Origin of the sequence: Blautia intestinihominis (genome assembly GCF_040096655.1) — a bacterium.
GTDB classification, from domain to species: Bacteria; Bacillota; Clostridia; order Lachnospirales; family Lachnospiraceae; genus Blautia_A; species Blautia_A intestinihominis.
In genome coordinates this window covers 20,224-44,143 of the sequence record NZ_JBBMEI010000020.1, presented here as the reverse complement: position 1 = coordinate 44,143, position 23,920 = coordinate 20,224, and the positions used below count along the sequence as shown (strand labels likewise).

Here is a 23,920-nt window from a genome sequence, read left to right as displayed (position 1 = left end):
GTATATCATTATGCAAACGAAAAGAGAACCCGACATCTCAAGCAAATTTGATGATGCAGGTTCCCTCTTTATAGATCAATACCTTTTATTTTTTCATCTTATGATCTGATGGCAGTCTCACTTCTTAATGACAACTGTGGCTTCCACATCCATGCTCGCCACATGTATGTCCTTCCCCGTGGTTGTGCTCGTGATGAGAACATTTCACATCCGGATTATACTCAAGTGTTTCATTGATAAAAGCTTCTACTGCTTCATCCGCATATCCGGAAACTCCGCCAAAAAGCTTAATGCCTGCTGCCGCTAATGCGGTCTGGGCACCTCCTCCGATTCCGCCGCAGATCAAGACATCGGCATTTAAGGCATTAAGAACTCCTGCCAACGCACCATGTCCGCTTCCATTCGTATCTACTACTTCTGAATGTACTACTTTTCCTTCCTCTACATCGTAAATCTTAAATGTCTCTGTGTGTCCAAAGTGCTGGAAAATCTGTCCATTTTCATATGTTACTGCTATTCTCATGATACCTTCTCCTTTTTCTGCTGCATATTTTTTGTAAATTTCCTGTTTGTAACATCCTCCAAAGCTGCAGTCGCTACTCTGACCGTCACAAATTCTGAAATCCCCGCCCTCGATTCTAAGCGGATGCCCATCAATGAGTGCATCTGCTATTTTCTTCCTAGCAATCTCGTAAATCCGTTGAACTGTTGTTCTTGCAATCTGCATAGATACTGCACACTGCTCCTGACTATAACCTTTCTTGTCCAAAAGACGGATTGTCTCGTACTCATCTACCGTCAGAACAATGGGTGTTTTTTTGTCAGTATCGTCTGCCGGAAGAAATTCTAAAACATTGGGGAAATGACAGACTTTTCTGCATTTTACTGGTCTCGGCATAAACTGCTCCTTTCTCGCTTTTCTTATATAATAGTCCTATAAAAGGCATATGTCAATAATGTTTTTGACATATGTCTTTTATAAATCGCCTTATAGTATTACTTCTTTTCATTATTTTTTAATTTACAGATACCCTGCGTCATTGTTCCCATTGGACAAAATGTACACCAGGTTCGTGGCTTATATAACACCATTACGATCAACCCTAACAACAAAGATGTAAGCATCAAACTATAAAGTCCAAAACTAAACTGTGCCACCCAATCAGCTACTGTTCCGGCAGTGTATGTCCATCCCCACGGAACACGGAAGGTCCAGAATAATTTGATGATTTCACGCAAGGATGATGCTCCGGCACCAACTAAATATGTCTGAAATACCATATTTCCAAACATTGTAAGGAAAAATATCAAAAAGCCGTATCGGAACCATTTTGAACTCATCCATCGTGGGGTTGGTTTATTTCTTGAGCATTTTAAATCTCCACCAAGCTTACTAAAAAGCTGGCCACGTCCACACAAATGATTACAGAAAAATTTATTTCCACCGAATATTGCTATTCCTAACGGCAACAGGAAATCAATCATCCCAAACCAAGCGAACAAAATACTAAAAAAACCGAGAGCAAAATAAAGGATTGCCCATATCCATAAATAATCATACCAATGTTTCTTTTTCTTCACATCGCTGTCCTCTCTTTCATTTCAATACAACCTGCCGGACAGGACTTTGCACATTTTCCACATCCTACACACACTGTTTCTTCTACCACAGCATAACATCCATGGTAAACCTTGGCCGCTGCCAGCGGACAAGTATTTTCACATACTCCGCAGGCAACACATCTTTTTTTATCGACACTTGCCACTCTTTTTGCCAATGCTTTGTTCCCCTTTCAAATTTTGTATCTCTATTGTACCTGAAAAAGGTAAATCCTTCTGTGATATTATTACATAAGAATTTACCTTGAACGCTAATCATTACAATGACATATTTTTATTATACATTACCTTTATATTTATATATGATGTTTAGAATTTCCTCAGTTGTTCGAATAATTTCTTTTTGTTTTTCTTTCATTGTTATAGATTTGCTTTCTTCTTCAGCTAACGAAGAGTAAAGGTGAATGGTATTAGCATGATTCCATATCTCATCGTAAATTTTCTCGATTTCATCAGCACTCCGAAATGCCTGGTCTGTTTGCATTTGCAAGTGTTCTCGTTGCTCTTCCAGATGATTCATCCGTTCTTGTAACTGATCCCTTTCTTTCTGCAATCGATCATGTTGTGCTTGCAGTTGATCTATTTGTATTTTAATTTCGCTCATCTTTTCTTTCTGTCTCCGCATAAGCATCATCAAATATACAACTACAACTACAAATACAAATAATAGTATTATGTACAGCATAAACTTCTCCTCACGACACATATATTTCGACGGTTTTCCGCAAATCAACTATTGATAATGGCATAGAAAGAACAGTTAGTTTTCCTGAATTCTTTTTAATTTCAACAGCATCAGGATTGCCTGTGATTAAAATTACAGGTGTTGTCCTGTCCGCACGCCATGGCTGATTCGGTTGGCTCGTCATATCTTCGGTAACAATCCAAAGATCCGGCTTATGTCTGCCTAATCTTGTTTTAGCACTTTCCGGTGTGTAAAACAGCATGATCTGATCTGAAATAAATTGCAATGTTTCTTTTAATCCTTTTGCATAACGTTCACTGCCACAGACCAGTGCAATAATAGAAGCAGCTTTCTTTTTTTGTGTTACCTGAATAAAATCCAAAACTGGTGTATTATAGAGACTAAAGTCTTTTTCCAAATGAACTTTATCATAATAATTCTTTGCTGCCTTGCACATCCTCAGACAAAACTGTTCTATGTCTATACGAATATCGTTTCCGTTCTCCTGTATGTTCATACTTTCCAACTGACAAACTGACATTCCACAGTTTAGTCCAAGATGAAAGCGTATATTATTTTCATCATTCAAAAATCCTTTATTTTGATGAAGATATTCACATCGAAGCTGCCAACAGCGTTCTCCGCAAATATATGGCTTTTCATCGGATTGAGATAGTTTAAAGTAGTCCCCTGCATATTCATCAAACCAGCGAATATACTGGGTTCCCACATCACGGGTCGGATTCTTTTGCCGATCCAGCATAACCCGGCCATCTCGATAATGTTTAACAATTTCCGGGAAAGCAATACCTCCGCAAATATCTGGCAAAGTCAATGCCAATGCCAGTGCAGACTGCCATCGTCTATCTACAATATTCAGTTCTACTTCTTCAATTCGGTCCAAAAATGTAAAACTGACATCTCCCTGCATTATTTATCCCTCCCTCATATTCACAACAGTCATGTACTATAGTCAGTATATTTTTATTTATGGCATATGTCAATTATGTAATTGACGCATCTAAAAAAAGTAAGTATACTATGTTCGTAAAGGAGATAACTGTTATGAGCTTCGAAAATTATTTTCCACTATGGAATGACTTAAATACAGCACAGAAAAAAGTAATTTCAGACAATTTGATTACACGGGATGTAAAAAAAGGAACGATCATTCACAACGGAAACCTGGATTGTACTGGATTATTACTGGTTAAATCCGGGCAGCTTCGAACTTACATACTTTCAGATGAAGGACGAGAAATTACACTTTACCGCCTGTTCGATATGGATATGTGTCTTTTATCCGCCTCATGTATCATGCAGTCCATTCAATTTGAAGTAACCATTGAAGCAGAAAAAGATACTGATCTTTGGATCATCCCTGCTGAAATCTATAAGGACATCATGAAGGAATCGGCTCCCGTCGCAAACTATACCAATGAATTAATGGCTAGCCGTTTTTCTGATGTCATGTGGCTGATTGAACAGATCATGTGGAAGAGTTTGGATAAGCGTGTTGCTTCATTTCTTTTAGAAGAGACCTCTATCGAAGGAACAAATGAACTGAAAATCACTCACGAAACTATCGCAAACCATCTTGGTTCCCACAGGGAAGTGATCACTCGAATGCTTCGATACTTTCAGGGCGAGGGTCTCGTCAAACTCTCACGCGGCAAAATCACCATCCTTGATTCGAAAAGACTGGAAACACTACAAAGATCATAAAACTGTTTTTCTATGACATCTAAAGAATCCTCCATTTATCAGAATTGTGAAAGTCATTCTAATAAATGGGGGATCTTTTTACGCTACAAGTAAATTATAAAATTATTGTGATTATTTTTTAATAATCCATACCACATGCATATGCCCTTTCAATCAGCGCACGGTCATTAACCACTGCATCATAGAAGCGGAATCCACCGGAGAAGTTGTATGTTTCATAACCGTTTCCTTCCAGAATACGGCTGGCAATGTAGCTGCGCAGACCACTTTGGCATATCAAGTAAACAGGCTTTCCCTTCTCAATTTCATTGATACGTTCCCTTAGTTCATCTACAGGAATATTTCTGAATCCATCCATATGCCCCCTGTTAAACTCACCTACAGTTCTCACATCCAGCAATACAACACTTTTATCTTTAGAAATCTTATCCATATCTTCCAGATGCCATTGTTTTAAGGTACCTTTTGCTATATTGTCTATCATGAATCCTGCCATATTTACAGGATCCTTGGCAGAGGAATACGGCGGTGCATATGCAAGATCCAGATCTTTCAGCTGGGTTGCCTTCAGCCCTGCATGAATTGCTGTTGCCAGCACATCAATACGTTTATCAACTCCTTCATATCCAATAATCTGAGCACCAAGCAAACGATAAGTCTCTTTTTCAAAAACCACCTTCATGGTCATCACTTTTCCACCAGGATAGTAACCGGCATGACTCATAGGAGAAAGAATTACTGTATCTACATCTAATCCTGACTTTTTGGCATTGGTTTCATTGATACCTGTAGTGGCTGCTGTCATATCAAATACTTTGATAACGGAGCTTCCCTGACTGCCCAGGTAACGGCTGTCACCACCACAAATATTATCAGCGATGATCCTGCCCTGCTTGTTGGCTGGTCCGGCCAAAGAGATCAGCGCATCATCACCCGTAACATAATGTTTTACCTGAACTGCATCACCTGCTGCATAAATATCCGGTACAGAAGTTTCCATTCTGTCATTCACTACGATACTTCCCTTGATGCCAAGTTCCAGACCAGCTTCTTTTGCTAATGCTGTGTCTGGTGTAACTCCGATTGCCAGCACCACCATATCAGCCTGAAGGGATGGATTATCTTTTAATAGAACCTCTACTCCATTGTCCTTTTCTTTAAATCCTTCTACTGTATAGCCCAGTACCAGTTTTATCCCATGCTTTCTCATTTCATTATGGATCATGGATGCCATATCCGGGTCAAATGGGTTCATCAGCTGCTTAGGCCGCTGGACAATTGTAACATCCATGCCAAGCTCCCTCAAATTTTCTGCCAGTTCCAGACCAATAAAACCGCCACCTGCCAATACAGCCGATTTTGGATGATTCTTATTTATATATTCCTTTATCCGAAAAGTGTCTTCTACAGTACGAAGTGTAAAAAGTTTATCCATACCTACTCCGGGAAGTCTCGGCTGTGTTGGCTTTGCACCTGGAGAGAGGATCAGCTTATCATAGTTTTCTTCAAATATCTCACCATTCTCTAAATTTTTCACTGAAACCGTTTTTCGTTCCGTATGTATGGAGATAACTTCATGATGAATTTTCATGTTAATACGGAATCGTTTAAAAAAACTCTCTGGTGTCTGTAGTGTAAGTTCTTCCGGGTCTGTGATCACGTCTCCGATATAATATGGAAGCCCACAATTCGCATAGGATATGTATCCGGATCTTTCAAACACAATAATTTCTGCATGTTCATCCAATCTTCGTATTCTTGCTGCAGCTGTAGCTCCTCCGGCTACACCGCCTACGATTATTACCTTCATCTTATTTTTCCACCTTTCCTGAATAAGCAGCAATGCCACCAATATTATTTACTTTAGAATATCCCATTCGTTGCAACATCCCAGTTGCTTGACGACTTCGGGCTCCGGAATAACAGTATACAAACAGCGGTATTTCTGTATTCTTCACTACCGAAACAACATTGTTAAGTTGTTGCAATGGCACATTTTTACTTTCTGGTATATGCCCTTCCTGATATTCCTGCGGCGTACGAACATCCAGCAGAACTGCACCAGCAGTCTTTTTATATTCCTCTATCCCTTGATTAATATTCGCCTGTTTTAAAAAATCAAAAAATCCCATTAACGCACCTCCTTAAAGCATCTCTAAGATTGCCTTCTTAGGTCTTGCCCCTGAAACTTTTGTTACAATCTTCCCATTCTTCATAACCACCAAAGTTGGAATACTCATAATACCAAATTTACTTGCCAGTTCTGGCTGCTCATCCACATTGATCTTTCCAACTTTGATATCAGGGCGTTCACTTGCTATCTCCTCTATGATAGGAGCCACCATACGACAAGGAGCACACCAAGGAGCCCAAAAGTCTAAAAGAACGGTTTTCTCGGAATCCATTATTTCATTCTGAAAATTATTTTTATTGATATTAATAGCAGACATTTTACAGTCCTCCTTGTTTTTTCTTTTGTGGCTTTATTATAATCTGAAATTCATTTGTTTTCTGTGATATCATCACATTATTATCATGATTAATTTTTAACTAATTTATTTTTTCATCTTATGATCTGATGGCAGTCTCACTTCTCCGGTCCTTTTCTTCATAATAGAATTCTGTGTTTCCATCTGTGTTGGAATATAATCGCTTTCCTGCAGAAATGCACCAGCCGCCTCAGCATATGATTCATATCCAGCTGCTTTCATCCTCTTTAACATTTTTGCCAAAGCACTTTTCTTGTCTCTACTTACCTGACGTGTGCTGATGCCCAGTTCCTCTGCTGTTTCCTTAACCTGTTTTCCCATGATAAAATAATCGCTCACGATTTTCTTTTCTTTCTCTGTCAGATCACTGAAGAGTTCTTTGAAGAAGATCTCAGTTGTGATATCCGATGCAATATCACGTCCACTATCTGCGATAAAGTCTGTCGCACAACCGTTCTCTGATTCTAATCCACAAAATAATACTGTATTATTTCTCTGATGCTGCTGATCGAACATATAATGTTCCTTATTATAAGAAATATTAAGAACTTCCAGCTCCTCTGCAGTAATATTAGCGTATTTCACCTTCTGGTATCTGTCGTAAAATGTGTATTTTCTTTTTTCCATGATTGTTCCTCCGATTTGTCGTTTTTGTTGATTTGTGACAAATCGAAAATCATGGATATCTGGCATAATGCCTGCCTCTTCCCTGCATCTTGATATGCTCTTCCTTTCCGGCATCTACCTGTTAAAAAGGAAGCTTTTTCAAATCTGCAACCTGTTTTTGGGTATAAAAAAAGGCCATGCCCTTCCGGGCACAGCCTGACGCCTTATAATTTGAGAAAAGAAAAACCTCCGCAAACATTACGTCTGCGAAGGTCTATTTCTCTCAGCATATCAATTCTAACATGCACGTATTTTCATTGTAATACCATTCACATGCCAGTTTACTGTCAGTTCACTGCCACTTTACTTCCACTTTTCTTCCAGTTTATTTCCTCCATCTTATTCTGTATCTTTTCCGGTCGTGTAAATGCCCAGAGCATTGTTGCATACAACCGGATTGCTTTCTTACGGTTTCGATAGTAAGTGGTGCTTGGCATATCATCCAGCATCAGCATCACATCTTCATTGGTATTTCCTGCTTCAAAATATCTATATTTCAAAAGCCGATAATACAGCTGTCCATTCTTTGGATAATCCCTCAAAGCTATCAGGGAATCTCTCATTATTTCCAGCAAACAGAGATTCATATCATTATTCAGAAGCTTTTCCTGAATTCTGCGTTTCTCTGCAGTCGCATCGAAATCTACCAGATCATATAACATTTCCTTCAGATGCTTCCCTTCTTCTGCATACATTTCATAATCTATATCCACAAGATTCTTCTCAATACGGAACATTACCTTGGTATACTGACTCAGCAATAATTCCGTATTCTTATAAGCATCCTCTGCCACTTCTTCCATATTGATAAACATATCCTGTATTCTCTGCATAATTGTCCTCCTTCCCGACCGCTTCCGCAGCCAGACCAATCATTGTATTGTTTGTTCCATTCACAGTCTGTCACTGTCCTAACATCTCTTCATGCAGATTCCGCAGAAATATCCGCTGTGGGATAGCTTCTATTTCTGGCTGACCGGCAACTGTATGATCTATTGAAAGCAATCGGTTCTCACGGGAAAGGATGTATCCCCGACTGCTGATGTTCTCATCGAATATCTATCTCTCCAAAGGGGGCCCTGATTCAGGGCTCCCTTTGGAGCACGTTACAATATTTTGTATTACAACTATTTTGTTCGTTTAAACATTGTAGCTTTATTGTATCTTGATTTCTTAACATTACCGTTTGCAATATAAACTCTTTCCACATTTTCAAATGGTTTTTTGCCAATAGACTGACCAAACAATCTACCAAGCTTTGCCCGATTAACATTAGGCTTCCCCTCTTTTGTCATCGGAATATTGCGAAATGTTTCAGATGCATCATATAACTCGAATTCATCATTGATATTTAATGTTGAAATATATTCTTCTATTTCTTTAAAAACAATATCTTTAAGTGCAATATAATCTAGTGTTTCGCTATTCTTTGTTTTATAATTTTTTTTCAATATTCTAATAATAATTTCTGATACATTAACACCTGCTTTTTTAGCATCATTTAACAACACCTCTTCCAGTTCCTTTGGAATGTAAACCTGACATCTCATATTATCTACCTCATTTTAAAGCTCACATCATCACTACCACATTTCCAATGATACCAAAAGTAAAGCTAGTGTCAATACTACTTTTTAAATCTATTTACGTTCCATAAACCATCTGTAATTTTCTTCATAAGTCAGATGACAGATTTTCCCGCCCACCTGACAGGTATAACGATATCCGGTTCCACCAGCTTTTCGACTGGCACAACGCTCCGGTTTTGAAACCTTATCAATCGCATACTTACGTCCATCTTCCCAGACAAACGCTGTAGGGATCAATTCTCCTTCCCGGCTAAATACCGCCAGGACATCTACATACACTTTAGCTGTCATTACAAAACACCTGCTCTCTCCTATCCATGAAAATATGCTTGTGGATGAACCGTATGTTCCTTAGCATTCAGCTGTGCCAGTATCTTATCCTGATACATAAATGCTCTCTGAATACTCTGATAGCCAAACCTTCCACGGATCTCATCTACCACCTGGTCCATCTTTTTGATTTTTTCTCTTTTTGTTTCATCCATAAATAAATCAAGCTGATAAGGCATCTCTTCTGATACCAGATCACATCCTCGAACACCAAGACTACGAATCGGATGTTCCCAGTTATAATTTTTCTGAAATAACTCAAATGCAGTTCTGGCAATTTCTTCTGTAAGATTACTTGCCCTGTCCAGCTTGCACTGTCTCGTGAAATGATACAGACCATTATCCCGAATCGAGATTTCTACTGTCCTGCATTGAAAACCATTTTCACGCAGCCTGGCTCCTACACTCTCTGAAAGAGCCATCAAAATAATCTTGACATCCAATTCACTAACAAGATCTCTTGGCGTTGTTGTGCTGTTCCCGATAGACTTGATTGGTGCTTTATATCCTTCTACCGAAACTGGAGTTTCATCCCATCCATTTGCAAAGGTATGAAGTACCAATCCCATCTTTCCAAGATATGTTTCTAATATAGAAGATTCTGCTCCTGCCAAATCTCCAATCGTACAAATGCCAAGTTTCTTCATCGTCCGTTCAGTACTTCGTCCGACCATAAGTAAATCTCCTACTGGAAGTTTCCATGCAATATCCTTGTAATTGTCTTTGGAAAACTCTGTAATGGCATCTGGCTTTTTATAATCAGAACCGAGCTTTGCAAATATCTTATTCCAGGAAACACCAATACTTACGGTAACACCTAGTTCATATTTAATCCGACTGCTGATCTCTTTTGCAATCTTCATTCCGTCTCCCTTGACAGAAGTGCTGGCAGTTACATCCAGCCAGCTTTCATCAATCCCAAATGGTTCTCTCTGATCTGTGTATTCACTGTAAATCTCCTGTGCCATTCTGGAAAACCTCAAATAAAGATCCATGCGAGGCGGTACAAAAATTATTTCCGGGCAAACCTGCCTTGCCTGCCACAATGCCATACCTGTTTTTACTCCGGCTCGCTTTGCAATATAATTCGCAGTCAGCACAATTCCATGTCTTGCTTCCGGATCGCCCCCAACTGCCATCGGCTTTCCGGCAAGTTCCGGATGATGCAACATCTCGACACTTGCGTAAAAGCAATTCATATCTGAATGAAGAATTGTCCTGCTCATAACATTCACCTACCAGTCTAAAAATCGTAATAAAACTTCTTTGCTTCATATTGACTTTGTGAAGTTTTTGAATTATAATTTCTACTAACTTCACGAACATTTGTTTGTATTTTATACGTGATAATGAACTCTGTCAATAGTTTTTATAAAGTTGATGAAGTTACGATTTCAAAAACTTGGAAAGGATCCCACTATGAATTTTTCAGACAAGATTAAATTTCAACGAGAACAGAATCATCTGACGCAGAAAGAACTTGCAGAACTGGTCGGCGTATCACAGCGTGCAATCGCAGCTTATGAAAGTTCCGGCACCATCGCACGAATCTCTACTATGAGAAAGCTCGCTCATGCATTAAATGTCTCTTATGATTATTTAAAACATGACGAGATTACAGATCCTTCTTATGGAATTGAAAAAATGGATTATATTGATGAAGTCAATGGACAGCTTGGTGAAAAAGGAGCCAAGGACATCAATGAGATTCTCGAAGCCAACCGTGCTCTTTTCGCTGGTGGCGAACTTGACGAAGAAGCAAAAGATGCTTTCTATCAAGCTGTAACCAAAGCATATCTTTCCTGTAAGATGGAAGCTAAAAAGACATTTGGACGGAAAAAGAAAAACACTGAAACGGAAAGTGATTCATAGGTGTCCGTATTTTCGTACAGCACTTTTGCTACTCTATACTTGTAGCAAACTATCTTATGAAATATCGAGGTGTTTTTATGAGTTCAAAATGTATAAGAGACACTGTTAATAAAGTAAAAACAAAATATCAGGAAAGTGATCCGTACCGCCTTGCAGCCGCTATGCATATTATTGTTAAGAAGCTTCCGCTTGGAACTGATCCAAACTGTTGTAAAGGCTTCTGTATGCGGGAATGTCGAAAGACCTGCATCGTCATTAACAGCGATCTGCCGGAAATCATACAGCAGATTATCCTGATCCACGAGATTGGGCACGCACTCCTTCATCAGAAAACCCTTCAGATCAAGTGTTTTCATGATTTTGAATTATTCGATGGAGTATCACAATGTGAATATGAAGCGAATTGCTTTGCCGCTGATTATCTTCTGGAGGATGAAGATGTCCTGGAGATGCTTAACGCTGATATGTCATTTTTCCAGGCTGCAGCTGAACTGAAAGTTCCACCGGAACTTCTTGATTTCAAATTCCGAATGATGAAACGTAGCGGTGTTCAGATTGTAGATTCTCCGATTACTTCCAACAGTGACTTTTTAAAAGATATCCCTACTTCGGGAATAATAGAAAATTACTAAATATGCTATTTTTGAAAAAGGAGATTTTTGAAAATGATCAACTTAAATAAACATAGAATAGACTTTGGAAAAGGGGATGTAGGCATTGGTGTCATCGGTAACACTACAGATTCCGCACAACTGGCATTTTATAATCAGAGTGCACGTCCCATCCATATACTCAAGAATCCAGATCAGAATCCTGGGTTCGAACCCATGGAATTTAAAGAAGAACCTTTTATCATGAGCTTCTCCAATCCTGAAAGCATTGATGCAGTTATTTCAATTTTACAACGTGCCAAATATATTAATTTCACTTCCAAAAACGAACCGCAAAAAACAGAATAGATGAATGATGTATCTTATAAAGAATGGCTGTCTTTTCTCCAATGAGCAGGCAGCCATTTCTCATGTAATTCTTTAATACAAGTCTCCCACATATCCATCTGCTTCCAGATGCATATAGCACTCGTCCACCTTCTCTGATTCCAGAATCCGCAAAACGTGTTCCATACCTGTAGCAAGTTCTTTTGTTTTTAACTCTTCCAGCGGAATCCAATAAACTCTTCCTTCCTCAGAACTCTTTAATTCTCCGGTAAACTTATCCGCTTTATACAAGGTAATAACATAGTGCACTCCGCTCTTATGCCAATGATATAATCCTCCAAGCTTCGGTGCTTCAACCGTAAGTCCTGTTTCTTCCCAGACTTCCCGAATCATAGATTTCTGAAAAATCTCATTTGCTTCTACGTGACCGCCTGGAAAAGTTGTACCGGTATAGCTATCATTTACTTTATCCAGAGCCAGTACATTCCCTTTATGATCCTGAATCATACACATATTCATAAAACAGACCTTCTCAATCTGACTCTCTTCTTTTTCATTCAGAGATTTTCTGACACGTTTGTTGATATCCGATCGTTTGGATTTATAATGCTTGAAGACCTCTCCATACGGAATCCAGATTTCTGCATCTTCAATTTTTTCATAAACAGAATCCACCACTTCTTCCAGATGTTTGTCACTCGGAAAAGTACATTTTTTCATATAATAATCTCTGGTTGCCTGAAACATCCATTCCGCAATCTTTTCTTTCTGCTTCATTTTTAACTGGGAATACTTCTTATTCGTTTGCAGTAATCTCCCATCTATCATCTTATGGTTTTTCCGTGACATCGGTTTGACCTCTTTTCTTCTTTTTCATTCAGATTTTACTATACCACAGAATCATGCTTGCGTCATACTTCTGAGCTTCGATGTCCTCTTTTTCTTCTCTCAGTACCTTATTTATAGAGGGTTCTTTTTTAAGACTCTCTTCCGGCGGCTGTGCCACCGGTAAATAGCAAGGACAGGAAGTGTATATACACTTCCGGAAAACCAGCAATTTAGGGAACCCTGCCCTAAATTAAAAACACAGAAGTCACTACTTCGAAGAACCAAAGAAAGGAGAATCTGCCTATGGCAAAGAGAAAAAGAAATATACAGATTTTGTTTTGTGTTTCCCCAGAAGAAAAAAAGCTTATTCGTAGAAAGATGATTGAATCAAAGACAAAAAATATGGGAGCTTATCTTCGTAAAATGGCAATCGACGGTTACATCGTCAACACCGATACCACTCCACTGAAGAAACAGTATGAGGAAATGCATAAGATCGGTGTGAATATTAATCAGATTGCCAAAAAAGTAAACAGCACCGGTGATCTGTATCCGGAAGAAAAGCAAGAATTAAAAGAGATGGTGAAAGAATTATGGCGTATCTTAAGATCTTCCCAATTAAAGTAACAGACAAGAAAGCTCTGGACTACATCACGAATCCAGATAAAACAGATGAAAAACTGTTAGTTTCCAGTTTTGGCTGTTCCCCGGAAACTGCAGATCTTGAATTTTCTATGACAAGAGAAATGGCAAAAAAGAATGGAATGGACAAAGGTGATAACCTGGCATTTCATCTGATCCAGTCATTTAAACCTGGAGAAGTTGATGCCGAAACTGCCCATCGCTTAGGGCAACAATTTGCAAACGAAGTACTGAAAGGAAAATATGAATATGTGATAAGCACCCATGTTGATAAAAATCATATCCATAACCACATCATCTTTAATGCAGCAAGTTTTGTTGATCATCACAAGTATGTTTCCAATAAGCGGAGCTACCATAAAATCTGCCGGATCAGTAATCGTATCTGCCATGAAAATGGACTTGCCACCAGTATGCCAACCGGAGAAAAAGGCAAAAGTTATAAGGAGAACATGGAATATCATCGTGGCACCAGCTGGAAAGCCAAGCTACGTGTTGCAGTTGATAAAGCAATCTGGACTTCCATCAACTATGAGGAATTTTTACAAAAAATGCAGTTAGCCGGATATGAAGTCCGACAGGGAAAACACCTGTCCTTCTGTGCACCGGAACAGAAAAACTTCACTTATATGAAATCTCTTGGAAGCTATTATTCAGAAGAAAATGTCCGCATCCGTTTGGCAAAAAACCGTAACAAAATAAAAGCTCCAAGGCATCTGTCCAGAGAAGCTCGCCTGTATATCAATATCTCCACTTATGTTACGACCGGCAATCGAGAAGGATTTGAACGATGGGCAAAACTAAATAACCTGAAAGAAGCGGCACGCACCTTCAACTATCTTTCCGAAAATAACCTGCTGAATTATGAAGATTTCCAACAGCATGTTTCTGATGTTGATGCTTCTGTTAAAGCGGCTGATCAAAGAATAACGCAAATCAACAGTGAGCTGAGCACACAGAAAATCATTCAAAAACACTGTGATTCTTACCGTCTCTGCCGAAAAGTGATTGAAGATTGCAAATCTGCTAAAAATCCAAAAGCATACCGAACCAAACATCAAGCAGAATACCAACTGCACGATTCACTAAAAAAAGAGCTTCAGGATCTCGGTGTTACCAAAATCCCAAGCTCTAATAAAATCCAGAAGAGGATAGAAAATCTTGAATCTGAACAAGCTGCTACTGTCCGGGAAAAACAAGAATTGCAGAAAAAGCAGAAGACACTGAATATCATTAGACAGAATTTCACAGCACTACTTAATGCTCCGGAGATGCAAATTCCCATATCAGAAAAAGAGCTAACTCTCTAAAAAGAAGGAGGTACCTACTTTAACGGTGCCTCTTGCTTTTCGTCTAATCTATTTATATCTTCCTCTTTATGCAATTTCCCATATTACAGTTGCCGTATCAATAACATTAATATCGTCTGCCTCAATATCTATATCATATGCTCCCGGTGCACTCATTTCACATTCCGTACACTCCATTAATCTCATTTCATTCAATGGCTTTGTTACAAAATCTATCTCTCCCCAAGAATAATCAATTGCCTGTATTTCACCCAATTTCACATTTGCTGCTGTTGTAAGCACCTGTGCCTTTTGAATGGAATCCTCGATTGCTTTATGTAACAGCTCATTTTTACATTTTTCTACATCTGCCACTGTATACTCAATAGAAAACTCTGGCCTTAATGAGCTATGAGCCAAAGCGTAAAGGACTTGCCCTAATCTTTTATTATCAGCTGCAAACTCTATTTTCATATGGTGATTATACTTATAACCTTTAAATCTTCGCTTCCAGCTCTTATCTCTGTCCTGATAGCTTTCATATTCTGTATCGACATTAAAATATACTGTTTTAAGGTCTTTTCTCTGAAAACCAAGTTTCTCAAACAAATCCTTGAGAAGCTCTGTATCTTCTGTTGACCTTCGGAGAGTATCTTCATATTCTTTGCAAAGTTCTTCCTTGTTGACATATAACCGGATTTTATCCGGCTTTACTGCTATTTTCCCTTTTCCTGTAACTTTAATTGTTCTCATCATCTTTGCTCTTCCTTTCATTCTCATTATATTCATACCCATTGATTAAAAGCTCTATCATCTTCTTTGTCATCTGAATATACTTACCAAACGGATTAATCACAATTCCATTCACCTGTTCCCAATTAAGTGCCAGACGAAGTATTGATTCAATAGACTGATTCATCTGCACATTTCCAGCAGAACCCTTATGCATCTCTTCAGAAGATGTAAATACTCCAATCCATTCTTTTTCATCAGAATCTTTTACAGTCTCTATTTTAAGTCTTACATCATGGTCAAGCGAAATCGTGTCACCAGCCTTTACTTTACTTATCTGTTCTTCCGACATAAAAGGATTTTCCGTGATATATGGAACAATAACTTCTCCTGCCTGCTGCATTCTTGTTACCATAACTTCCATAAATAACAGCATTCCATTTTTATCCTGCTGAATATAATACTGGTCGATTGCTGCCTCAATCATCTGATTTGCCTGTGTCTCATCCACTTCATCTGAATAAGTATCCACGCTCCTGCCAAGTACATGATCAAATTCATCAAGAACATCCGTCATCAGTCCCTTATCAATCCGGCTTTTACACTCTGCAATCAGCACAGCTGGGATCCCATAAAATGCTTCTGCAATACTTCCTGTAATAGCACCAAGCGTATCCGTATCTCCACCAAGTGATACTGCATTCCGTATGGCATCCTCAAAATCTTTGGATTCCAGAAATGCGATGATTGCCTCTGGTACTGTTTCCTGACAGCTTTCAACATGATGGTAGTAGGTTCGGATATTATCCAATGTTCTACTCAGATCATAATGAAATTCCCTCTCGATATAAGTTTTGATTTCTTCTTTTGAAGATCCATTCCTTGCCATATATATTGCACTTGCAGTTGACTCTGCACCCTTTATACCTTCTGGATGATTATGTGTCACATTCGCTGTAGCTCTAGCTACCTCTCTGGTTCTTTCCATCGAATCATAAAGCCAGCCTACTGCTGACACTCTCATGGCTGAACCATTTCCATAGCTTCCGTATGGCTTCGGATTATTTTCTTTAAGCCAATGTCTGAAGCTTCCACCATAGCCTGCATGTGGATATCTTTTTCCCCAATCCTGCATATTGGATGCTACCGCATCTTCAATTTTCTTTACTGCTGCTTCCGGTCCGACTGCCAGGAGAGCTTCTCCAACTGCTATTGTCATAACAGAATCATCTGTAAAGCCACAGCCTTCACTAAACAAATCAAAATTCTTTGTTTTATCACCTCTGTCAAACTCAAACGGACTTCCTATAATATCTCCTAAAATTGCTCCGTACATATATGCCTCCAATTCCCGGATTACTCCGGCACCTCTCTTTCTCTGTTACAATATGAGTATAATTAAAAGGCATGCGTCATAGACAGGCTTTGTCTTTTGATAGGTGGAAACATTCTTGATAAGCACCGCCATTTCCGCAAGCCGCTTTTCGGCGTTCTTCAATGCGTCTGCCGCCTGTCCGCTTTCCGCTGCCATTTCCTCAATCCGGCTGACTAAATCCGCGTACTGCTCAATCTTATGTTCCGTCAAGAAATTCATTGTTTTAGCTGCCTGTTTCAGATTGTGGATTTTCGCCCACTGTTCATAGCCCTTACTCTGCGCTGCCTTGATACTGTTCTCAATGTCGATAAGCAGCGACACGCCGCGCTGCTCTCTGGGAGCTTTCGCCACCTTTGTCCGTCTGCCCGCTATCCGTTCCCTTACGGCTTCCTCTGTATAGTCTGCGCCGAGGGTTTTAAGGCGGGTGAAGCGTTCCTGTCCGGGGGCGCGGCATGATACATATTTCCCCGGCTTTATCTCATAGCCCGCCGCCTGTAACCGCGTTAGCAATTCCTCAAAACTGGAAACTTGGGGGATAAGCGCGTCAACAGTGGTTTTCAGCTTGCCTTTCCAACTTGTACCCGTCTTTTCTGCCTGGTACTCCGCATAGCTCTTTCCCTTGCTGCCCTTGCCGGGGACGACAACGGACAAGCCATTTTCCCGGCACAGCTTGTCGCTCATGTTCCGTATGCCGTAATAGCTCCTTTTGTTGGAATTGTATTTATGGTGGTCTACAAAGTTCACCGCGCAAAAAATGATATGGTTATGGACGTGTCCTTTGTCAATGTGCGTCGTGAGTACATACTCATGCTGCCCCTTTGTTACCGCGTCGGCAAGCTGCTTTCCGATTTCATGGGCTTTCTGATAATCGACTTCCCCCGGCTCAAAGGACTGTATCAGATGAAAGGCTAAATTGTTCCCCTTTTGGAGTGCTTGCGACAGGGTATATTCAAACTCAATATCTGCCGTTTCATAGGAGCAACCGAAAGAGGACACAAGCATTTTCCCGTCCGTCTTGTCCGGGTTTTCGATATAGTCAAGGGCTTTGCTTAGAGTGCTTTTAATAGGCTTAATCTTTGTAACCGCCATATCTCCGCAAGCACCCCCTTTATTTCCTCTATGTCCTCTTGGTATGCGTTCCCCGTCGCGTTTACGCGGCGTGCTATCTGGTTGACGTTGACACCGATTTTCTGTATCTCTGCGGTCATAGCCTTTATATCGGCGTGGTCTATCTGAATGATATACCCGTCAATGGCAATCTTCCGCAGATACGCCGCCATGTTCCGGGTGGGTACGAGCTTCATTTTTTCCAGTATTAAATCCCGTTCCGCTTCCGTCACTCTGAATTTGATTTGCACTGTCCTTTTGCGTCCGTCCATGTGTTCGCTCCTTTCCTTTCCGTTCCGAGGGTTTGGGACACTTCCCAACAAGCAATTTTCAACCGACGCGCCGCAGCGCGGGAGGGCGAAAATACGGAAGTGGTACCCGCTTCCTATGCTTGCTACGAATGTTTTTATCCTTTAGGCTCTTATCACCTACTACGGAGAAAAAGCGATTTTGCCAAACTTACGCAAAAGAAAAACGCTGCAACCTCAAAAAAGATTACAACGCTTTCTAAATCCTGTTCAGTTTTAAGTCGGACATTCCTATTCGCCCTCTTTTTCGACTTCGGAAATCTCCTTTGCCGTTGCGGTTACAATCCGTATGCCTGTATCGCTCATACCGTCAAGAAGCGCGTCAAGCTGCCGCCGCTGCGTGTTCTTCTCCGGCGGCGTTTCTAAAAGGAATTGGTCTACGGATATATGGTAACGCTGTATCAGCTCAAAGAATATCTGTAAACTTGGGTGCTGCCCCTTGTTCTCAATGTTCGCAAGGTAGCGCGGCGAGATAAACATTTCGTCGCCTACTTTCTTGCGGCTCTCCTTGCATCCCTCACGCGCTGCCTTTATCGCTGCCCCAAAAGCCTTAAAGTCGTATCGTGGTACTGGTCTTTTTGCCATAGTTATTCACCCTATTACATTTTACTGTTCCCCTTTCTTCTTGGATATGTCTACGTAGTTCTATCAGTTAGCCAAAATAATTCATATATATATATGTTGACAACAAGCTGCTTTTGTATATAATATTATATAAAAGGGGGTGAATGTTTATGTTACATAGCATGCGTATTCGATAAGCATTGAAATCAAAAAAGATTTTTCCCATTTTCAATATGGGCTTTTTTGTCATGCTTATTTTGCGTATGCTATACAACAAAACTAACGACGTATAGACATAGTATAAAAACTATGCCTTAATTTTGTTGTAGTATTATATGTATAAATGCAGGTCAATGCTCATGTTGAGAATTGACCTGCATTTTTTTGCGCAAAAGGAGAAATATTATGCTTGAAAAATATTGGATAAAATGTCCAATTTGTAACGGAAAGACGAGGGTTCAAGTATTTTATAATACGGTATTAAGAAATTTTCCTCTTTTCTGCCCTAAATGTAAATTAACGCATATCGTTGATGTTGAAAAACTAGAAATCATAATCAAAAACTCTGAAAAACAAACTTTTTAATTTTGAAAAGGAAGGATATTTAAATGAAACACTTACCTAAAAGTACACCTACGGAAATATTGAATGACCCATACGGATTTACTTACAAAGAAATGTCGGAAGTAATTGGAGAGGATAAAGCAAGAGCCTTATATACGGAATTGTATAAACAGCCATTTCACAAAGAAAATCTATCAATATCAACAAAAAAAGTCTATAAAAGTAGCGATACTGAAAAGTATGTTTATGAATTGAAAGATAACAGGTATATTGAAACGGTTTTTATTAAACGGCGAGATGGTGGGACTGTTTGCGTAAGTACGCAAGTTGGTTGTTCTGTTGGCTGTATTTTTTGTGAGTCCGGACGCAATGGTTTTGTTCGTAATCTAACACCGTCTGAAATTGTGCAGCAGGTTGTATTGATACGTCAAAAAGTAAATCGTATCGTTTTTATGGGAATGGGAGAACCTTTATTCAATTACGACAACTTGATTGCAGCAATCCATATTCTTCGAGATAGAAATGGACTTAACTTTCCAACCGACGGCATTACCGTATCAACAGTTGGTCCAGTTAATCAATTAAAAAAATTGCGCGAAGAACATCTAAAAATTCAGTTGACAATATCTTTACATGCAGCAACACAGGCTGCGAGAAACTGTATCATTCCTCATATGCACATGTACGCTATTGAAGATGTTGTTAAGCAAGCATTGTCCTATTCTCAAAGGCATAATCGAAAAGTGGTATTTGCGTATTTGCTTTTACCAGGTATAAATGACCGTTCCTCAGATATAAGGCAACTTGCAAAATGGTTTAAGGGCAAAAATGTTATGATTAACGTGCTGCAATACAACCCGACGAGTAATTCAAAAATTAGAGCACCACAAAAACAAGAAATGGTTGCGTTCAAACATCAATTAGAGCAAACAGGACTTGAAGTTACCATGAGAGTTTCTCATGGTAGAGAGATTAAAGCAGCTTGTGGACAGTTAGCTAATACATATAATAAAGCCAAAAAACAACAGAAATAATTTAATTAAAAGAGCCAGACGCACAGACGCAGAGCCGATAATATGCAGTTTGAAATACTGCTGTTATCGGCTCTTTTTTGATTTTAATTTGTGCCCCTAATAACCATATTGGAGCAAAATCAGAACTGTTGCTTGTCGTTCTTTGATTTCCGCAGCAGCTTTGAAAAATCAAAGCCGCCGTTTCTTTTTATCTTCTAATGAAATGACGCGGTATCACTGTTGAAATCGGCGGCTAAAGGAGGTAGCCGCCATGAAGCAAAAAGCATATCGACAAAATCCGACAGTTATTGACTTATCAAAAAAAGCCCGCCCACCACCGGGGGAAACTACGCTTATATATATGAACTGTCTAATCATCTGGATACTGCTTACAATGCCTATGCGCCCGTCCGGGCTTTTCGGACGGGCGCATTTTGTACGTTCAAAAAATTTTTGAAGAAATTTCAAAAAATCTTCGGCGTTTTTGAAAAACGCCGTATTGCCCCGCGAAAAGGGGGGAAGCACCACCAACTTTCCAACGAGAAAGGAGGTGAGAATGTGGAACCTAATAGCAGGGAGTTTTAGAAGTCTGTGTATTGCTCCCTCACGACTTCAAGCAGACAGCCTTGAATGGGGATAAACAGCTTGTCCATATAGGTCTGGTCGGATTCCCTGCAACGGCAGAACTCCGTGTAGGATAATTCCACATAGCCGCCACTTTCTCTGATATATACCTTTCTTGGTGCATATTTCACCATAAATACCTCCCATCTGAATTTTTGAAATGTAAAAAATCCAGATGGAGAGGCGGAGAACGACACCGCATATCAGAAACAGCCCTACGGCACTTTCCAACAAAAATCGACAAAAGAAAAACCGCAAAGGCTCTGTGACCTTTACGGTTATAGGAAATAGTAATTCTATTGTATGGAGATTGTACTTCTACTTTCAAGGTGAGAAGTACCGTTGCACTGGCAGAAATTTTTTTAACTGGTTTCCTGCCGTTCTCTGATATGCTATGTATTGATAAATTTTGCTTCGTATGAGCAGATAGATAACTGCCCGAAAAAAGGACATAAAAAAATCCCTCCAAATTTAAAAACAAATTCAGAGGGTAATTTAGGGTATAACAAAATAACCCACCCGAATATCGTTTTTTTTATTTGGTGAGTTTGTTCTTTCAAATACGAAACAAAAAGAGCCGATGATTCGTGAATTGTTCCACAATTTCATCGGCTCTGCGTCTTAAGCGTCTGGCTCTTTGATGACAGTTATCTTCAAGTTGTCAACTTTAATCAATCTTTCTTGTCTGCATTTTGGACAATAAAGGGGATAATTCTCCAAAACAGTGTCCTTCCTAATTTTATTACGGGTTTTGCTCCCACAAACAGGACACAATATCCATTCGCATTTCATCATAATTAGTCTCTAATCCTTTCAAATCTCATTTTATATGACTTTTGCAAGCTGTTAAGCTAACTTGTGGAACATATGCCGAACCTTATCTATACGGCTATTCGGGCGGCGGGGTTGGCAAATAAATTTACCAATAGCTGGCTGGTATCCTTTTAACTCTGTCAAGCAGACTCCCTGCCCATTTGTGAAATAAGTTAAATCGTTCCTGTATTCTTGAATACATCTAGCAGGGATTTCTCCTTTCAGAATGACCTCGTCATTCTTTATCTGAGTACTTACAATATCTGCACAATACCTTGGAGCATCATGATACGCCCGTGAGAGATATTCCTGCGGTGCATAAATTTCAAAGTGGAGATATGGCTCTAATAGTTCTGTCCCTGCTTTTTTTAAAGCCTGCTCCAATACGATAGGGGAAAGCAGCCGAAAGTCTGCGGGGGTACTTACAGGACTATAATACAATCCATATTCAAAACAGATTTTACAGTCTGTCACTTTCCATCCATACAGCCCCTGCTCGCAGCCATAAAGAACCCCCTCCATAACCGCATTTTGGAACGATTGATTTAAATATCCAAGTGAAACTCTGCTTTCATACTGCACTCCGCTTCCAATAGGGAGCGGCTCTATGGACAACCCGACAGAAGCCCAGAAAGGATTTGGCGGGACTTCTATGTGGATGGTATATTCTGCTTTTCTAAGCGGTCTTTCCATATATATAACAGTAGGCTCTTTTATTTCTGCCTCCACATGATATTTTTCCTCAAGGATGGCACAAATGACTTCCATCTGCACATTCCCCAAAAAAGAAAGTATAATCTCATGCGTTGTAGTATCCACATAATATTTTAAAAGAGGGTCTGTATCAGCAATCTCTGCGAGGGCATTTAACAGGGCTTCCCTTTGCTCCGGCTTTTGCGGCTCTACCGTTGTCCGAAGTAATGGCATGGGATTATCAATCCATGTTTTGTGAGGCAGGAGTTTTTCATTTCCCAGAATGTCGTTCAGTTTCAAAGTATCATCAGCTAAAATAACAATTTCTCCCGGACAGGCATGGTCAGCCGGGACGATTTCACCATTTGACGGAATACACATCTCTGTGATTTTTATTTTCTCTTTTTCAGATATTCTAATAACATCCCTCAAATGCAATGTTCCGCTATATATACGCACATAAACAAAACGCCGCCTTTTCTCTGAATATTCAATCTTAAAAACCTGCCCGCATAGTTCAGATTGACCTTCAGGCGTTGATGAATAAAATTTACTGGCAATTACTTCTATAAGCTGCCGAATCCCCAGATTGTTTTTAGCGCTTCCGTGATAAACGGGAAATAACGTTCCGTTTTGGAATCTCCTGTTTTCTTCCTGTTCCAGTTCTGACATTTTAAACGGTTTCCCTGACATATATTTCTCTAATAGTTCATCGTTTCCCATAATTACCGCATCCCACTGTTCCATATCGTCATTGTCCGTTACATTTATATGGGGATGCTGCCCAACCTTTTGCTTCACTATAATTTCCGAAGAAAGCTTTGCTTTCATTTCCCGATATACCATTGGCAAATCAATCCCCTCTTGGTCAATTTTATTGATGAAAAAAATTGTCGGAATCTTCATTATCTGTAGTGCATGAAACAGTATACGGGTCTGTGCCTGTATGCCATCCTTTGCAGAAACTAATAATACTGCTCCGTCTAATACGGATAAAGAACGGTATACTTCCGCCAAAAAATCCATATGGCCTGGCGTATCTATAATGTTGACTTTTACATCCTCCCACTGAAAAGATGTCACTGCTGTCTGGATAGTGATTCCCCTTTGACGCTCCAAATTCATTGTATCTGTCCTTGTTGTGCCTTCATCTACGCTCCCTAGTTCTGCAATTGCACCACTGGTATACAATAAACTTTCCGTTAATGTTGTCTTTCCTGCGTCAACGTGAGCCAGAATGCCTAAGTTAATTATTTTCATGTGATTTTCCTCCTATCAACACCCAAAAAAGGGCATAAAAATACCCAGTGATAAATACTCCTATCACTGGGTAAATAACTCCAATAGCCCCAAAACACTTATATGTTTTCGGGCATATAAAATTACATGATAAAAGTATTCTTAAACTGGGTACAAAAAACTAAGCCCCATATTAAAAGTGAAACGGGACTGCT

At 39.6% G+C, this 23,920-nt stretch carries 29 protein-coding genes and 2 pseudogenes; 9 read left to right on the top strand and 22 right to left on the bottom strand.

Annotated features, from left to right (window positions below):
- Positions 1-124: 124 nt before the first annotated feature.
- The 5 genes from WMO75_RS07940 to WMO75_RS07920 form a co-directional block, all read right to left on the bottom strand.
- Positions 125-898: a NifB/NifX family molybdenum-iron cluster-binding protein gene (locus WMO75_RS07940; RefSeq protein ID WP_055257530.1), complete on the bottom strand. Its 774-nt coding sequence runs from the start codon at positions 896-898 to the stop codon at positions 125-127.
- A gap of 98 nt (positions 899-996) precedes the next feature.
- On the bottom strand, positions 997-1,581 hold the full coding sequence (locus WMO75_RS07935) for a 4Fe-4S binding protein (RefSeq protein ID WP_055257528.1): 585 nt from the start codon (positions 1,579-1,581) through the stop codon (positions 997-999).
- Positions 1,578-1,778 (bottom strand): 4Fe-4S binding protein, encoded by a 201-nt coding sequence (locus WMO75_RS07930; protein WP_028086469.1) that lies wholly within the window; start codon positions 1,776-1,778, stop codon positions 1,578-1,580. The genes WMO75_RS07935 and WMO75_RS07930 overlap by 4 nt, the downstream gene beginning before the upstream one ends.
- 119 nt (positions 1,779-1,897) lie before the next feature.
- A complete protein-coding gene (locus WMO75_RS07925) occupies positions 1,898-2,224 on the bottom strand; it encodes a hypothetical protein (protein WP_222891074.1) in 327 nt (108 codons plus the stop codon).
- A 91-nt stretch (positions 2,225-2,315) separates the two neighbouring features.
- Positions 2,316-3,236 carry a response regulator gene (locus WMO75_RS07920; protein ID WP_114001565.1) on the bottom strand — a complete coding sequence of 307 codons (921 nt, stop codon included), beginning with the start codon at positions 3,234-3,236 and terminating at the stop codon, positions 2,316-2,318.
- 110 nt (positions 3,237-3,346) lie between these two features.
- Here WMO75_RS07920 and WMO75_RS07915 point away from each other — a divergent pair, with 110 nt between their 5' ends.
- Positions 3,347-4,030, top strand: a complete 684-nt coding sequence (locus tag WMO75_RS07915; RefSeq protein ID WP_114001566.1) for a Crp/Fnr family transcriptional regulator — start codon at positions 3,347-3,349, stop codon at positions 4,028-4,030.
- Between the two features lie 118 nt (positions 4,031-4,148).
- On the opposite strand, the gene WMO75_RS07910 is transcribed toward WMO75_RS07915, so the two are convergent.
- From WMO75_RS07910 to dinB, 8 genes are all read right to left on the bottom strand, one after another.
- Positions 4,149-5,840 (bottom strand): FAD-dependent oxidoreductase, encoded by a 1,692-nt coding sequence (locus WMO75_RS07910; protein WP_114001567.1) that lies wholly within the window; start codon positions 5,838-5,840, stop codon positions 4,149-4,151.
- Between the two features lies 1 nt (position 5,841).
- On the bottom strand, positions 5,842-6,162 hold the full coding sequence (locus WMO75_RS07905) for a rhodanese-like domain-containing protein (RefSeq protein ID WP_028086465.1): 321 nt from the start codon (positions 6,160-6,162) through the stop codon (positions 5,842-5,844).
- Positions 6,163-6,174: 12 nt separating this feature from the next.
- Positions 6,175-6,480 (bottom strand): thioredoxin, encoded by a 306-nt coding sequence (gene trxA / locus WMO75_RS07900; protein WP_028086464.1) that lies wholly within the window; start codon positions 6,478-6,480, stop codon positions 6,175-6,177.
- A 105-nt stretch (positions 6,481-6,585) separates the two neighbouring features.
- A complete protein-coding gene (locus WMO75_RS07895) occupies positions 6,586-7,146 on the bottom strand; it encodes a sigma factor-like helix-turn-helix DNA-binding protein (protein ID WP_171030321.1) in 561 nt (186 codons plus the stop codon).
- 326 nt (positions 7,147-7,472) lie between these two features.
- On the bottom strand, positions 7,473-8,018 hold the full coding sequence (locus WMO75_RS07890) for a hypothetical protein (protein WP_026650125.1): 546 nt from the start codon (positions 8,016-8,018) through the stop codon (positions 7,473-7,475).
- 294 nt (positions 8,019-8,312) lie between these two features.
- Entirely contained in the window at positions 8,313-8,735 is a 423-nt protein-coding gene (locus WMO75_RS07885) for a hypothetical protein (RefSeq protein ID WP_095906916.1), read from the bottom strand.
- 90 nt (positions 8,736-8,825) lie between these two features.
- Positions 8,826-9,065: a hypothetical protein gene (locus WMO75_RS07880; protein ID WP_095906917.1), complete on the bottom strand. Its 240-nt coding sequence runs from the start codon at positions 9,063-9,065 to the stop codon at positions 8,826-8,828.
- A 20-nt stretch (positions 9,066-9,085) separates the two neighbouring features.
- On the bottom strand, positions 9,086-10,330 hold the full coding sequence (dinB, locus tag WMO75_RS07875; protein ID WP_095906918.1) for a DNA polymerase IV: 1,245 nt from the start codon (positions 10,328-10,330) through the stop codon (positions 9,086-9,088).
- Positions 10,331-10,523: 193 nt separating this feature from the next.
- Between dinB and WMO75_RS07870 the strand changes: the two genes are divergently transcribed.
- The 3 genes from WMO75_RS07870 (at position 10,524) to WMO75_RS07860 (ending at position 11,935) form a co-directional block, all read left to right on the top strand.
- A complete protein-coding gene (locus tag WMO75_RS07870; protein ID WP_095906919.1) occupies positions 10,524-10,976 on the top strand; it encodes a helix-turn-helix domain-containing protein in 453 nt (150 codons plus the stop codon).
- A 77-nt stretch (positions 10,977-11,053) separates the two neighbouring features.
- Positions 11,054-11,608, top strand: coding sequence for an ImmA/IrrE family metallo-endopeptidase (locus tag WMO75_RS07865; protein ID WP_055182584.1), 555 nt, complete (start codon positions 11,054-11,056; stop codon positions 11,606-11,608).
- Positions 11,609-11,641: 33 nt separating this feature from the next.
- Positions 11,642-11,935, top strand: coding sequence for a hypothetical protein (locus WMO75_RS07860; protein ID WP_026650130.1), 294 nt, complete (start codon positions 11,642-11,644; stop codon positions 11,933-11,935).
- Positions 11,936-12,007: 72 nt separating this feature from the next.
- Here the strand turns inward: WMO75_RS07860 and WMO75_RS07855 are convergent, their stop codons facing one another.
- Complete coding sequence (locus tag WMO75_RS07855) at positions 12,008-12,763, bottom strand: 8-oxo-dGTP diphosphatase (RefSeq protein WP_049946956.1); 756 nt, start codon at positions 12,761-12,763, stop codon at positions 12,008-12,010.
- A gap of 282 nt (positions 12,764-13,045) precedes the next feature.
- On the opposite strand from WMO75_RS07855, the gene WMO75_RS07850 reads away from it, so the two are divergent.
- A complete protein-coding gene (locus WMO75_RS07850) occupies positions 13,046-13,369 on the top strand; it encodes a MobC family plasmid mobilization relaxosome protein (protein ID WP_026650133.1) in 324 nt (107 codons plus the stop codon).
- Positions 13,336-14,694 carry a relaxase/mobilization nuclease domain-containing protein gene (locus WMO75_RS07845; protein ID WP_114001569.1) on the top strand — a complete coding sequence of 453 codons (1,359 nt, stop codon included), beginning with the start codon at positions 13,336-13,338 and terminating at the stop codon, positions 14,692-14,694. Before WMO75_RS07850 ends, WMO75_RS07845 begins: the two co-directional genes overlap by 34 nt.
- 66 nt (positions 14,695-14,760) lie before the next feature.
- Here the strand turns inward: WMO75_RS07845 and WMO75_RS07840 are convergent, their stop codons facing one another.
- The 5 genes and pseudogenes from WMO75_RS07840 to WMO75_RS07820 form a co-directional block, all read right to left on the bottom strand.
- Positions 14,761-15,429, bottom strand: coding sequence for an SIMPL domain-containing protein (locus tag WMO75_RS07840; RefSeq protein WP_114001570.1), 669 nt, complete (start codon positions 15,427-15,429; stop codon positions 14,761-14,763).
- Positions 15,413-16,741 carry an ADP-ribosylglycohydrolase family protein gene (locus WMO75_RS07835; protein ID WP_114001571.1) on the bottom strand — a complete coding sequence of 443 codons (1,329 nt, stop codon included), beginning with the start codon at positions 16,739-16,741 and terminating at the stop codon, positions 15,413-15,415. Before WMO75_RS07835 ends, WMO75_RS07840 begins: the two co-directional genes overlap by 17 nt.
- Before the next feature lie 72 nt (positions 16,742-16,813).
- A pseudogene (locus WMO75_RS07830) lies at positions 16,814-17,869 on the bottom strand (relaxase/mobilization nuclease domain-containing protein); the annotation flags it as partial.
- Entirely contained in the window at positions 17,830-18,159 is a 330-nt protein-coding gene (locus WMO75_RS07825; protein ID WP_002569185.1) for a plasmid mobilization protein, read from the bottom strand. The gene WMO75_RS07825 and the pseudogene WMO75_RS07830, both read right to left, overlap by 40 nt.
- Positions 18,160-18,426: 267 nt before the next feature.
- Positions 18,427-18,780 (bottom strand): helix-turn-helix transcriptional regulator, encoded by a 354-nt coding sequence (locus WMO75_RS07820; RefSeq protein WP_002569186.1) that lies wholly within the window; start codon positions 18,778-18,780, stop codon positions 18,427-18,429.
- A gap of 384 nt (positions 18,781-19,164) precedes the next feature.
- Here WMO75_RS07820 and WMO75_RS07815 point away from each other — a divergent pair, with 384 nt between their 5' ends.
- The 3 genes from WMO75_RS07815 (at position 19,165) to WMO75_RS07805 (ending at position 20,793) form a co-directional block, all read left to right on the top strand.
- A complete protein-coding gene (locus WMO75_RS07815; protein WP_002588768.1) occupies positions 19,165-19,344 on the top strand; it encodes a cysteine-rich KTR domain-containing protein in 180 nt (59 codons plus the stop codon).
- Between the two features lie 23 nt (positions 19,345-19,367).
- Entirely contained in the window at positions 19,368-20,357 is a 990-nt protein-coding gene (gene rlmN / locus WMO75_RS07810; protein ID WP_002569187.1) for a 23S rRNA (adenine(2503)-C(2))-methyltransferase RlmN, read from the top strand.
- Between the two features lie 250 nt (positions 20,358-20,607).
- Positions 20,608-20,793 (top strand): hypothetical protein, encoded by a 186-nt coding sequence (locus WMO75_RS07805; protein ID WP_009243795.1) that lies wholly within the window; start codon positions 20,608-20,610, stop codon positions 20,791-20,793.
- Positions 20,794-20,920: 127 nt separating this feature from the next.
- Here WMO75_RS07805 and WMO75_RS07800 read toward each other — a convergent pair.
- From WMO75_RS07800 to tet(O), 3 genes and pseudogenes are all read right to left on the bottom strand, one after another.
- Positions 20,921-21,091, bottom strand: a pseudogene (locus WMO75_RS07800) (sigma-70 family RNA polymerase sigma factor); the annotation flags it as partial.
- A gap of 490 nt (positions 21,092-21,581) precedes the next feature.
- Positions 21,582-21,752, bottom strand: coding sequence for a cysteine-rich KTR domain-containing protein (locus tag WMO75_RS07795; RefSeq protein ID WP_004614788.1), 171 nt, complete (start codon positions 21,750-21,752; stop codon positions 21,582-21,584).
- 54 nt (positions 21,753-21,806) lie between these two features.
- Positions 21,807-23,726 (bottom strand): tetracycline resistance ribosomal protection protein Tet(O), encoded by a 1,920-nt coding sequence (gene tet(O) / locus WMO75_RS07790; protein WP_109317840.1) that lies wholly within the window; start codon positions 23,724-23,726, stop codon positions 21,807-21,809.
- Positions 23,727-23,920 lie beyond the last annotated feature (194 nt).